At 65.2% G+C, this 12,168-nt stretch carries 9 protein-coding genes; 1 reads left to right on the top strand and 8 read right to left on the bottom strand.

The window, feature by feature from the left end:
* Positions 1 to 91: 91 nt before the first annotated feature.
* Positions 92 to 1,465 carry a TAXI family TRAP transporter solute-binding subunit gene (locus tag ACQR1W_RS24550; protein WP_434853208.1) on the top strand — a complete coding sequence of 458 codons (1,374 nt, stop codon included), beginning with the start codon at positions 92 to 94 and terminating at the stop codon, positions 1,463 to 1,465.
* Between the two features lie 129 nt (positions 1,466 to 1,594).
* On the opposite strand, the gene ACQR1W_RS24545 is transcribed toward ACQR1W_RS24550, so the two are convergent.
* The 8 genes from ACQR1W_RS24545 to ACQR1W_RS24510 all read right to left on the bottom strand — a co-directional run bounded on the left by ACQR1W_RS24545 (position 1,595) and on the right by ACQR1W_RS24510 (position 12,111).
* Positions 1,595 to 2,767: a fumarylacetoacetate hydrolase family protein gene (locus tag ACQR1W_RS24545; protein WP_434853207.1), complete on the bottom strand. Its 1,173-nt coding sequence runs from the start codon at positions 2,765 to 2,767 to the stop codon at positions 1,595 to 1,597.
* 111 nt (positions 2,768 to 2,878) lie between these two features.
* Positions 2,879 to 3,871, bottom strand: a complete 993-nt coding sequence (locus tag ACQR1W_RS24540; RefSeq protein WP_434853206.1) for a DMT family transporter — start codon at positions 3,869 to 3,871, stop codon at positions 2,879 to 2,881.
* 157 nt (positions 3,872 to 4,028) lie between these two features.
* Positions 4,029 to 4,868, bottom strand: coding sequence for an aldo/keto reductase (locus ACQR1W_RS24535; protein ID WP_434853454.1), 840 nt, complete (start codon positions 4,866 to 4,868; stop codon positions 4,029 to 4,031).
* 223 nt (positions 4,869 to 5,091) lie between these two features.
* Positions 5,092 to 7,785 carry a nitrate reductase gene (locus tag ACQR1W_RS24530; RefSeq protein WP_434853205.1) on the bottom strand — a complete coding sequence of 898 codons (2,694 nt, stop codon included), beginning with the start codon at positions 7,783 to 7,785 and terminating at the stop codon, positions 5,092 to 5,094.
* A gap of 19 nt (positions 7,786 to 7,804) precedes the next feature.
* Positions 7,805 to 9,013: an NAD(P)/FAD-dependent oxidoreductase gene (locus tag ACQR1W_RS24525; RefSeq protein WP_434853204.1), complete on the bottom strand. Its 1,209-nt coding sequence runs from the start codon at positions 9,011 to 9,013 to the stop codon at positions 7,805 to 7,807.
* 5 nt (positions 9,014 to 9,018) lie between these two features.
* Positions 9,019 to 9,444 (bottom strand): globin family protein, encoded by a 426-nt coding sequence (locus tag ACQR1W_RS24520; RefSeq protein WP_434853203.1) that lies wholly within the window; start codon positions 9,442 to 9,444, stop codon positions 9,019 to 9,021.
* A gap of 82 nt (positions 9,445 to 9,526) precedes the next feature.
* Positions 9,527 to 10,909: an MFS transporter gene (locus ACQR1W_RS24515; RefSeq protein WP_008967178.1), complete on the bottom strand. Its 1,383-nt coding sequence runs from the start codon at positions 10,907 to 10,909 to the stop codon at positions 9,527 to 9,529.
* A gap of 284 nt (positions 10,910 to 11,193) precedes the next feature.
* Entirely contained in the window at positions 11,194 to 12,111 is a 918-nt protein-coding gene (locus ACQR1W_RS24510) for a dioxygenase (RefSeq protein WP_434853202.1), read from the bottom strand.
* Between the last annotated feature and the right edge of the window lie 57 nt (positions 12,112 to 12,168).

Genomic DNA, 12,168 nt, shown 5'->3' with positions numbered 1-12,168 from the left:
TGCGCGCCTCGACAAGCACAGCTTCAGCCGTCACGATCCTGGTGTATGATGCGCCTTCGCCCGTGCGCGCCCGGATAGCTGTGAACCGCCGATGCCTCCGCTTGCTGCCACCACGAACAGCGCAAAGCTGCGCCGGCGTCGGCGCTTTCCGGCGCTGCTCGCGCTGGCCAGCTTTCTGTCGCTGCTGACGGTCGCGCTGGCTGTCAGCTATTGGGTCTGGCAGCCGGCCACCTTGCGCATTGCAGTCGGGCCTGCCGGCAGCGACGACGAAACGCTGGTTCAGGCGATGGTGCAGGCCTTCGATACCAAGGACAGCCCAGTGCATCTGGTGCCGGTCGCAGCCGATGGCCCGCTGCAAAGCATCACCTTGCTGACCAACGGGCAGGCCGATCTCGCGGTCACGCGCGGCGATCTGCAGATGCCACCAACCGCACGGTCGATGGCGATCCTGCGTCGCAATGTTCTGGTGCTGTGGTCAGCGGCCTCGCGCGGGGCGAAGCCGAAGGTCAAGAGCCTCGCCGATCTTGCCGGCCATCGCCTTGGCGTCATCGGGGTCAGTCAGGTCAACATCGCCCTGCTTCGGGTCGTGCTCGGCGAGTCCGGCATCAGTCCGGACAAGGTCACGATGGTGCAATTCGGCGTCGATCAGATGACCGACATGACGGCCGATGTCACGCTGGACGCGTTCGCAATGGTCGGCGCGCTCAACGACAAGACCATTGCCGATGCATTGTCGACCACGGCGCGCCGCCGCAGCGAGCCGAAATTCCTTGCCGTCGACGTGTCCGAGGCGATCGCCGAGCGCCATCCGCTCTACGAATCCGAAGAGATCCCGCCCGGCGCCTTCGGCACGACGCCGCAGCGGCCCGACGACAAGATCGAGACGGTCGGCATCAACCAGCTGATCATCGCCCCCGCTTCGCTGTCCGAGGATACGGCCGCCGCGTTCACGCGTCAGCTGTTCGCGGTCAAGCCGCAGCTGGCCAAGGCGATGCCCGCCGCGGGGAAGATCCAGAAACCGGACACCGACAAGGACGCGGCGCTGCCGGCCCATCCAGGCGCCGCCGCCTTTATCGATAACAACGAGCGCAGCTTTCTCGACAAATACAGCGACTATCTCTGGGGTGGCGTGCTGCTGCTGTCCGGCCTGGGATCGGCCGCGGCCTGGCTGCGGCATTATCTCAAGCGCAACGAGCGCAAGGAGAACACCGAGCATCGCGACCGCCTGCTCGCCGCCATCGCGGCCGCGCGCGAGGCGCAGACGCTCGACGAACTCGACACGATGCAATGCGAAGCCGACGAGATCCTGCGCGAGACCCTCGCCTGCCACGACGACGGCGCGATCGAGGACGGCGATCTCGCCGCCTTCAACCTGGTGCTGATCCAGTTTCACGAGGCGATCGCCAACCGCCGCACGGTGCTCGCGATGGGCGGACAACGGGGGCCGGTGGCGCGGAGCGCGTGAGCCGCCGAGATTTGCCAGTGGTTGAGGCGCTCTCTCCCGTCATTGCGAGGCGCGTAGTGACGACGCAATCCAGAATCTTCTCTCGACCCTGGATTGCTTCGCTTCGCTCGCAATGACGAACAACTTCCTTCAAATCACCCCACGCTTCGCCAGATTCCGCATCAGCGCGCCGACGCCGAACGTCCACGGCTCGCATTCATCGCTGTTGCGCATGCGGTTGACGAGCTTGCCGAGCTGAGGCGCTGCGATGGTGACGATGTCGTCGCTCTTGTGGGTGAAGCCCTGGCCGGCCGCGTCGCGGTCCTTGACCGGCGCGAACATGGTGCCGAGAAACAGCGCAAAGCCATCTGGATATTGGTGCACGCGGCCGACGGTCTGCGCGACGAGGTCGGTCGGGTCGCGACTGATCTTGGAGATCGAGGAATGGCCGTCAAGCACGAAGCCGTCGGCGCCCTTCACCTCCAGTGCGACATCCATCTTGCGCACATCGTCGAGGCTGAACGTGGCATCGAACAGGCGCAGCAGCGGGCCGATCGCGCAGGAGGCGTTGTTGTCCTTGGCCTTCGACAACAGCAATGCCGAGCGTCCCTCGAAGTCGCGGAGATTGACGTCGTTGCCGAGCGTGGCGCCGACGATGTTGCCACGGCTCGACACCGCCAGCACCACTTCCGGTTCGGGATTGTTCCAGGTCGATTTCGGATGCAGCCCGGCATCCATGCCCGACCCGACCGACGACAGCACAGGCGCCTTGGTGAAGACCTCCGCGTCAGGCCCGATGCCGACTTCGAGATACTGGCTCCAGGCGCCCTGCTCGATCAGCACCTGCTTCAGATGCATCGCCTGGTCCGAGCCCGGCTTCAGCTTGGAGAAATCGTCGCCGACAAGCCGTACGACTTCTTTCCGGATCGCCTCGGCCGAGGCTGGATTGCCGCGCGCCCGTTCCTCGATGACGCGTTCCAGCATCGAAATCGCGAAGGTCACACCGGCGGCTTTCAGGACCTGCAGATCGATCGGCGCCAGCAGCCAGGGCTTGCCCGGATCGCGAGCGTCCGGCGGCGTGTTGGCGAGGATCGCAGCGAGATCGCCGATGCGCTCGCCCTTGACGGCACGCAGTGCAGAGGCCGGGTCGTCCTGCTCGCACAGCGCGCTGACGGTTCCGAAAGCGGCGGTCGCATCGAACACGCCGTCGGCGCGCACCGCGACCACAGCCGGGCCATCGACGTCGGGTCGCCACACCCGGCCGACCAGGGTCCCCTTGGTGCCGTCGTCCGGCAACACGATCTCAGGCGTCAAGGTGATCATCGCGGCGTTCTCCCATGCGGATTGTTGTCAGCGCAGCCCTAGCACTGCAGCGCGCCGGCTCCAAGCTACCGGAGGGGCATTCCGGGGCGCCCGGAATGACCGCGGGCGAGCTCACGGATTGGGCGAGGTCTCGCCAACCACGGTCAACAGCTGCGACTGCCTGACGCGCTCGCGATGGGCGGTGTAGAGGCCGCTGGCGACGATGAAGATCGCGCCGGTGACGGTCCAGGCATCCGGGACCTCGCCAAAGACCACGAAGCCGAAGATGCTGGCCCACAACAGCTGGATGTAGGAGAACGGCGCCAGCACCGAGGCGTCCGCATAACGGAACGCCAGCACCACGATCCACTGCCCCGTCGTCGAGGCAAGGCCGACCAGGAGCCCGAACAGGATATCGCGCCAGCTCGGCGCCACCCAAACGAACGGCACCAAAGCGGAGAGCACGAAGACTCCGGCGATGGACGAATAGGTCATCGTGGTCATGACATGCTCGCGTCCGCTCATCACCCGCGTCATCACCAGCGTGCAGGCCCAGGCGAAGGCGGATGCGATCGGAAACAGCGCTGCCATCTGGAACGCGCCGGTGCCCGGACGCAGGATGATGACGACGCCCGCGAGCCCGGCCGCGGTGGCGATCCAGCGGCGTAGGCCAACCTTCTCGCTGAGGAAGACGATCGACAGCGCGGTCACGAACAACGGCGCGACGAAGCTGGTGGCGGAGGCCTCTGCGATGGGTAGATAGCGCAAGCCGCTGATGAACAGGATCGAGGACCCCAGCAGCGCCAAGCCGCGCAACAGCTGGAACCGCATGCGCGTGGTCCGCAGCGCGTAGAGCGGCGAGCCCGGCAGCATCGCCGGAACCATGATCGCCGCAAACACCACAAAGCGCATCCACGTGATCTCGACCGGCGGCAGCGTCTTGGTGAGATACTTTGCCGTCACGTCGGAGGTGCTGAGGAACAGGGTCGAGAGCAGGATCAGCGCGATGCCGCGGAACGGCCGGTCGGCACGCGCAGGCGCACGACGTCGCGTCAACGGCTTTTTCTGGGGCAATGGGAGCGCTGCGTTATCACGCCTCGCGGCTGCGCCGTGGGGCGGAGTCACGATCGACCTCGACTTGCAGTGATGTGGAACGACTCGGGTGAGGCCCGACAAGACGTCATTCGGCCGGCGACGGCAACCCGTAGAAATCGGGCAGCCGATATGCGCGTTTACACGGCTCGCGCGCAATGCACGGTAACAATCCGTGAGCGATGCTGCACTACAGCATCGGCAGTCCGCGCGGCTTCGGTCCGCGCGGGAAGGCGCGATCAAGCGCAGCGATCTCAGCCGCGGTCAGCTCGAGGTCGCCGGCCGCGGCATTTTCGGCCGCGTGCTCGGGCGAGCCTGCTTTCGGAATCGCAAACAGCCCGGACGCCCGGGTCAGGAAGGCGAGCGCGACCTGGCGCGGCGTCGCCGCGTGCGCATTTGCAATCCGTTGCAGCAGCTGCCCGCCCGGACTGGCGGGCGCCGGAAAATCGTCATGGCCGAACGGCGAATAGGCGACCACCGCGACACCATGCTGGCCACACCATGGGATCACCGCGTGTTCGATCGCACGCTCCTGCAGATGATAGAGCACCTGGTTGCAGGCGATCTGGCCCTCGCCTGCGACATCGCGCAGCTCCTCGAGATCGTCGACGTCGAAATTGCTGACGCCCCAGCTCTTGATCTTCCCGGCGCGCTTCAGCTCCTCGAAGGCAGCAACCGTGTCGGCAAGCGGATAGGACCCGCGCCAGTGCAATAAATAACAATCAAGCGCGTCGGTCTTCAGCCGCTTTAGCGAGCGCTCGCAGGCGGTGATGGTGCCGCGACGCGAGGCGTTGCTCGGCAGCACCTTGGAGACCAGGAATGCCTCATCACGCCGGCCGGCGATGGCCTCGGCAATGACAAGCTCGGCGTCGCCGTACATCTCGGCGGTGTCGATATGGCCCATGCCGAGATCGAGCCCGCGCTGCAGCGCTGCGATGGCGCGCTTGCGATCGCCGTGGTCGAGATGCCAGGTGCCCTGCCCGATGACGGAGACGTCAGGCCCGCCGGTTCCGAAGGTCTTGTGCTTCATGGCCGACGTATAGCGGAGATGCTTGATGGCGTCGATTGCAGCAAATATCAAAGCGCCGTCATTCTGGGGCAAAGGTCATTCCGGGGCACGCGAAGCGTGAACCCGGAATCTCGAGCTTATGGAAATGGATGCAAGCCAATGTCGAGATTCCGGGTTCGACGCTGGCGCGTCGCCCCGGAATGACGAGCAAGTGGCAACGCGCCCCGGAACGGCGAGCAAGTCTCTAGCCTGTCGCGGCGAGATCGGGCGCTTGCGCCGGTGCCGTCGCGATCAACCGCTTCAGCTCGGGAACACACGAGCCGCAATTGGTGCCGGCCTTCAGCTGCGCGCCGATGGCGGCGGGCGTCCGCGCGCCGGCGGCGATCGCGTCGCAGATCGTGTTGCGGCCGACGCCAAAACAGGCGCAGACGATCGGACCGCCACTCGCAGCGCCTTCGGGCGCCCGCCCCGAGAACAGCATGCGACGCTGCTCGTCATCGAGCGCGCCGGCTGCGAACATGTCCTTCACGACGTTCCAGTCACCGGCGTCATGTGCGGGGCCCACGAACAAACAGGTCTCGATGCGCGTGCCGGCGAACGATGCCGCGCGATAGACCCCGCCGCCGAAATCTGTGTATTCGGCGAGATCCTCGCTCGTACGCGCCTTCAGCCAGGCCGGCCAGCGCGCGAGGTCGCCATTGTCGGCGAACAGATAGCCGAACCCGCCAGTGACGGCCGCGCGCGCCCACCACAGATTCTGCGGCAGCGAAAGCTCGGTGCGCGACAACACGAAGCCGCGGAACACATATTCGTAAGGCACGATCGCGGCCGGCGTCGCCTTCATCTCCGGCTGGCCGGAGAACGGATCGGTCGCCGAGCCCACCAGCGCCCCGACGCGCGCGTGCGAGGCGTTGGTCTCGTTCCAATGGATCGGCGCGAACAGCATGCCGCGCTGCTGCCGCTCGCTCACGACCACCTTCAGGATGCCCTGGCCATGATCGGTGGTGATGCGGGCGAAACCGTCGTGCACCAGGCCATATTTCAGCGCATCGTCCGGGTGCACCTCGACGAACGGCTCCGGCAGATGCGCGCCGAGTCGCGGACTCAAGCCAGTGCGCGTCATCGTGTGCCACTGGTCGCGAATGCGCCCGGTGTTGAGCCGCAACGGCCGCCCCGGCGTGGTTTCGGTGCGCAGCGCCGGCACATCCGGCGCGATGAAACGGGCCTTGCGGTCATTGGTGAAAAAGTCGCCGTCTGCGAAGAAGCGCGCCCAGGGCGGCGTGCCTTCACGCGCCGGCCATTGCACCGGCGCCATGGCGTCATAGTCTTCGTCCGACAACGACCGGAGCGCACTGATATCGAAATCGCGCGCACCATTGTTCTCGAACGCCGACAGCGCGGCATGCTCGCGGAAAACATCCGCGGCGGAGCTGTAGTTGAAGGCGGCGCCGAAGCCCAGGCGCTTGGCGACCTCGCTCACAATCCACCAGTCCGGCTTGGCCTCGCCCGGAGCCTCCAGGAAGGCGCGCTGGCGCGAGATACGTCGCTCCGAATTGGTCACCGTGCCGGATTTTTCGCCCCACGCCTGCGCAGGCAACAGGACGTGCACGCCGGCGTTCACGGTGTCGTTGGAGCGCACATTCTCCGAGACCACGAACAGCTCGAGCTTCTTCAGCGCCGCGCGGACCAGGTCCGCATCGGGCAGCGAGACCGCCGGATTGGTGCCGATCACCCACAGCGCCTTGATCTCGCCGCGCGCGATCGCCTCGAACATCTGAACCGCCTTCAGCCCCTCATGGGTGGCGATATCGGGCGCCTTCCAGAACCGCCGGACACGATCGATGTCGGGCGGCGTGAAACCCATATGAGCGGCGAGCTGATTGGCGAGCCCGCCGACCTCGCGGCCGCCCATCGCATTGGGCTGGCCGGTCAACGAGAACGGCGCCGCACCGGGCTTGCCGATACGACCGGTGGCAAGATGGCAATTGAGGATGGCATTGACCTTGTCGGTGCCCTGCGCCGACTGGTTGACGCCCTGCGAATACAGCGTGACGACGCGCGGCGTATCACGGAACAGCTTGAAGAACGCTGCGACGTCGGCTTCCGAGAGGCCCGTGGCCAGAGCGGTGGCCGCGACGCTCCCGGCGATGCTGCGGGCCCGCGCCAGCGCGTCGTCAAATCCGCTGGTGTGGCGTTCGATATAGTCGCGATCAAGCGCGCCGTGATCGGCGAGATGCACCAACAGCCCGGAGAACAGCGCAGTGTCGGTGCCGGGCTTCACACCCAGGAACAGATCGGCTTCGCTCGACGTGTCGGTGCGGCGCGGATCGATCACGACGAATTTGGCGCCGCGGCTCTGCTTGTTGGCGAGCATCCGCTGATACAGCACCGGATGACACCAGGCGGCATTCGAGCCGACAAAGACCAGGAGATCGGCGAGCTCGAGATCCTCATAGGTGCCCGGCACGGTATCAGCGCCGAAGGCCCGGCGATGGCCGGCGACCGACGAGGCCATGCAGAGCCGCGAATTGGTATCGACGTTGGCGGTGCCGACAAACCCCTTCATCAGCTTGTTGGCGACGTAGTAGTCCTCGGTCAGCATCTGGCCTGAGAGATAGAACGCGACCGCGTCTGCGCCGTCGCGGGCTATGATGTGCTTGAGCCGGTGCGCGACATGGTCCAGCGCATCGCTCCAGGCCACGCGCTCCATCACGCCCTTGCAGCGGATCATCGGATGGAGCAGCCGCCCGTCCTGAGCGAGCGTCTCGCCGAGCGCGGAGCCCTTCGAACAGAGCCGGCCGAGATTGGCCGGATGGGTTGGGTCCCCCGCAATGGCAGCCCCGCCCTGGCCGTCAGGCGTGGCGAGTACGCCACAGCCGACGCCGCAATAGGGACAGGTGGTGCGCACGCTGCGCAGGCTCGGATCGACAGCATTCATGGTCGTGCGTGGTCCCTCTTCACGCGGCTTTCGGCCGCGCCCGGCCAAACATCATCTCAGTCCTGATCGGCGCGATCGGTTCGCGCGCGCGGATCAGATCGCGATACCAGAGCGCGTCCTGGGTGTCGCCGATCAGCACCGCGCCGGTGAGCCGTCCCTCGGCGATCACCAGCTTCTTGTAGATGCCGCGCCTGAAATCCTTGAGCACGATCGCTTCGCTGCCGTCGGCGCCGATATAGTCTCCGGCCGAAAACACCGAGACGCCGGAGACCTTGAGGTTGGTCGCGACGACGCTGCCCTGATAGCTAGCGGTCGCGCCGGCCAAATGCCGCGCCAGCACGCGCGCCTGCTCATGCGCCGGCTCGACCAGCCCATAGCAGGTGCCGCGATGCTCGGCGCATTCGCCGAGCGCGAAGATGTCCGGCGCGCTGCTCTGCATCTGGTCATCCACCACGATGCCGCGGTTGACTGCAAGGCCCCCTTCCTTGGCCAGCGCAATATTCGGCCTGATGCCGGCGGCAAAGATCACCGCCTCGGCTGCAATGCGACGGCCGTCGGCCAGTTCGACGGCTTCCACCTTGCCATCTCCGTCGATGCGCGCCGTGTTGGCATTGAGCAGCACCTCGATGCCCTTGCGCTCGACCAGGGACTTCAGCAGTGCCGCAGCCGGCGGATCGAGCTGCCGCTCCATCAGCCGATCCATCAGATGCACCAGCGTTACCGGTGCGCCGGCCCGGGCGAGCCCATAGGCCGCTTCCAACCCGAGCAGTCCGCCGCCGACCACGACGACGCGCTTCTTCTGCGCAGCCAGAGCCAGGAGAATATCGGCATCGCGACTGTCGCGGAATGTATGCACGCCGGCGAGCTCGACGCCCGGAACGTTCAGCCGGATCGGCAGCGAGCCGGTCGCCAGCACCAGCTTGGAGAAGGCTATGCTCTCATCGTTCTCGATTTTCAGCTCGCGCCGTCCAACGTCGATCTCAGTGACCCGGGTTCCGTATTTCAAGGTCACGCCGCGCTCGCGCCACCATGACGCGGCCTTCAGCTCGATCTCGTGCGAGCCGACCTCGCCCGCCAGTACCGACGACAACAGCACGCGGTTGTAGGCGAGCCTCGGCTCTTCGCCGATCACGGCGATCGCGTAGCGGCCGAGCGCCGTCTTCGACAACTCCTCGACCAGCCTGGCTGCGGCCATGCCATTGCCGACGATGACAAGAGGTTCGCTCAACCGCCCTACTCCGCCGCTTCTTTCTTGTCGTAGGCTTCCGCGATCATGTAGCTCGACAGCGTGCCATAGGCCGCGGTCCAGGCTTCGGCGACCTCGGGCGTCCAGGCATCGCCCAAGCCCTTCTCCAGGGTCCAGAGCAGTGCGCCACCGACCACCGGGTAGTGCTCAGCCTTGGCGCCATAACCGACGTGACGTGTGGCCAGCGCGCTCGCCGCCGGCAGGATGGATGGGAGATTGGCGAGGCCGTTGACAACCACCGCGAGCGTCCCCATCAGCTTCTTCCGCTGCTCGGTGAGATCGTAGGGAAACAGGGCGCGGACCTGCGGCGCCACCTCGAACAGGCGGTCGTAGAAGATGATCGCGGCCTGGTCGGAAATCGGGGCGACCTTGGCGAAACTGTCTTGAACCAGTGCGATTTGGGCAGGCGTCATATGGGCGATCCGTTTGGTTTGAGGGAAAGCCGTTAGTCGGACAAAGCGGATGATGGTTCGATCCACCATCCGCTCTGCAACGTCAGATTCGGGCCTCGGCGAGGCTCGCTGCGCCCGCGGATTCCGGCGCGCGGCGCAGGTAGAACCACCAGGTCAGCCCCAGGCACAGCGCGTAGAAGCAGAGATAGACGATCAGCGCGGTCTGCGGGCCGCCGGTCGCCGCGATCGACTTGCCGAAGCCGCTCGGGATGAAATAGCCGCCGACCGCACCGATCGCGCCGATGAAGCCGACTGCCGCGCCGCTTTCGATGCTCGCTTTCTTCAGCGCGCCGGCACGTGCCACATCGCCCTGGCCCTTCACCTTGTGCAGATTCTCCTCGCGGAAGATCGAGGGGATCATGCGGTAGGTCGAGCCGTTGCCGATGCCGGTGGTGACGAACAGAACCAGGAACGAACCCAGGAAGCCGGTGAAATCCTTTACGCCGACGAAATAGAGCACGCCGATCGTTGCAGCCACCATCGCGATGAAATTCCAGAAGGTGATGATGGCGCCGCCGACACGGTCAGCCAACAGGCCGCCGAGCGGACGCGACAGCGAGCCGACCAGCGGGCCCAGGAACGCGATTGCGATGGTGATCGCCGGAAACTGCGTCTTGATGAGCAGCGGAAATGCCGCCGAATAGCCGATGAAGGAGCCGAAGGTGCCGATATAGATGAACGACATGATCCAGGTGTGCTTGCGCTTGACGATCGCAAGCTGGTTCTTGATCGACGCCTTGGCCGAGGTCAGGTTGTTCATGAAGAAAATGGCACCGAACACCGCAATCGCGATCGGCAGCACCCACATCAGGCCGGCATTCTGCAGGTAGACACCGCCGACCGGGCTTGCCTGGTACAGGTTGATGATGCCGAGACCCATCAGGATCGGCGTCAGGAGCTGCACGCTGGACACGCCGATATTGCCGCCGGCTGCGTTCAGCCCCAGGGCCCAGCCCTTCATGCGATCGGGATAGAAGAAGGAGATGTTGGTCATTGACGAGGCGAAGTTGCCGCCGCCGAGGCCGGCGGTCGAGGCGACCAGCAGCATCAGCCAGAACGGCGTATCGGGATGACTGACGAAATAGGCCAGCGCCAGGGTCGGAATGAACAGGATCGATGCGGAGAAGATGGTCCAGTTGCGGCCGCCGAACGTGGTGACGGCGAAGGTATAGGGGAAGCGCATCAGCGCCCCGATCAGGCCAGGCACCGCCACCAGTTGGAACAGCTCGTCGGTCGAATAATGAAAGCCGGCCTGCGGCAGCTTGGTCGTGACGATGGACCAGATCAGCCAGACCGAGAAGCCGATGTGTTCGGCGACGATCGACCAGATCAGGTTGCGCCGGGCGATGGTCTTGCCCGTCGTATTCCAAAACGTCTCGTCCTCGGGATTCCAATCCGAAATCCAGGTCGGGTTCTGTTGGCTCATTCTGCTGTCCTTCAACGATGCGCGCACGCATAGGTGCACGCTCTGGGGAGGCCCCAGGCTGGCGGTTTCAAATGTCAGGTGATGTGAGCTCGGGCGACGGCGTCAGTGGCGTCTGCAAGCTCTTTCATTCAAGCTTCGTGCCAGTCGTCGCAAAACAATTTATGAAATGATATCAGCTACTTAAATGTGCTCATAAATAGATCAGCAGAATCCGGGCGCTCCTAAATTTTGCGATTCGCCCACCTCCTGTGCAACGCACAAGAAGTGGGCAGATCTCGCCCGCGCTACTCCGCCGCCTCAGCGGCTGTCGCGCCCAGCGGCTTGGGAGCCACTCCGGCACCTGGCTTCATTCGGAAATCATAGGTCATCAGGTGCCAGGGCGTCGTCGCGAGCTTGCCGTCCGGCATCACCGGATCGGTGCGCCGCTCGACCTGCGCGATGAGTTCGTCCTTCACGCCGAACACGACGTCGCTGTCGAGATAATCGTCCCCGCTGATGAAGACGTGCGTGACAAGCGGCTCGTGGCCCTTGGCGTCGACCAGGAAATGGACATGCGCCGGCCGCATCGCATGAGGGCGCGTCTGCAGAACCATCGCGCCGACCGGACCATCGGTCGGGATCGGATAGCTGCGGGGCAGGACGGTGCGGAAGAAGAAGCGGCCGTCGCTGTCGGTCATGAAGCGCGCCCGCGACGACGGTCCTTCGCTCTGATAGCCCGGCCGCTGCGAATCGTAGAGGCCCTCATCGTCGGCGTGCCAGACATCCACGGCCGCACCGGCCAGCGGTGCACCGCTGACATCGGTGACGCGGGCCTGCACGAACATCTTCTCGCCCGCGAGCTTTTCGGAAATGTCGGTGCCGTGGGGCATGACCTTGTGCTCGCCGACATAGAACGGGCCGAGCACCGTCGTCTCAGTCGCGCCGCCGCGCTCGCGATGGTTGACCGCGTCGACCAGCATGGAGACGCCGAGCACGTCGGAGAGCAGGATGAACTCCTGCCGGGTGTCGCTGCATTTCTGCCCGGTGCGGGTCAGGAAGTCGATTGCCGCGGCCCATTCGTCGAAGGTGAGGTCCGTCTTACGGACGTAATCGTGCAGCGACTTCACCAATTCCTGCAGCAGGAATTTCGTCCGCGGATTGGACGCGTGCTCGAAGCTCGCAACCACGGCCTCGGTCAGCTGGGCTTCGTTGAATTGTGTCATTGGCGGTCCTCCCTTGCCGCGAGGCTACACCAGGCATGTTACTTCTGTAAGCCAGCT

Source organism: Bradyrhizobium sp. HKCCYLS1011 (assembly GCF_051167795.1).
Taxonomy (GTDB): Bacteria; Pseudomonadota; Alphaproteobacteria; order Rhizobiales; family Xanthobacteraceae; genus Bradyrhizobium.
The sequence above is the reverse complement of the archived record's forward strand: the minus strand, read 5'-3'. Positions and strand labels throughout refer to the sequence as shown.

What these genes read in the sequence shown, in the direction of transcription:
- ACQR1W_RS24550 (WP_434853208.1), top strand. Translation starts at nt 92, where the DNA reads ATGCCTCCGCTTGCTGCCACCACGAACAGCGCAAAGCTGCGCCGGCGT.
- ACQR1W_RS24545 (WP_434853207.1), bottom strand. Translation starts at nt 2,767, where the DNA reads ATGATCACCTTGACGCCTGAGATCGTGTTGCCGGACGACGGCACCAAG.
- ACQR1W_RS24535 (WP_434853454.1), bottom strand. Translation starts at nt 4,868, where the DNA reads ATGAAGCACAAGACCTTCGGAACCGGCGGGCCTGACGTCTCCGTCATC.
- ACQR1W_RS24530 (WP_434853205.1), bottom strand. Translation starts at nt 7,785, where the DNA reads ATGAATGCTGTCGATCCGAGCCTGCGCAGCGTGCGCACCACCTGTCCC.
- ACQR1W_RS24520 (WP_434853203.1), bottom strand. Translation starts at nt 9,444, where the DNA reads ATGACGCCTGCCCAAATCGCACTGGTTCAAGACAGTTTCGCCAAGGTC.
- ACQR1W_RS24515 (WP_008967178.1), bottom strand. Translation starts at nt 10,909, where the DNA reads ATGAGCCAACAGAACCCGACCTGGATTTCGGATTGGAATCCCGAGGAC.
- ACQR1W_RS24510 (WP_434853202.1), bottom strand. Translation starts at nt 12,111, where the DNA reads ATGACACAATTCAACGAAGCCCAGCTGACCGAGGCCGTGGTTGCGAGC.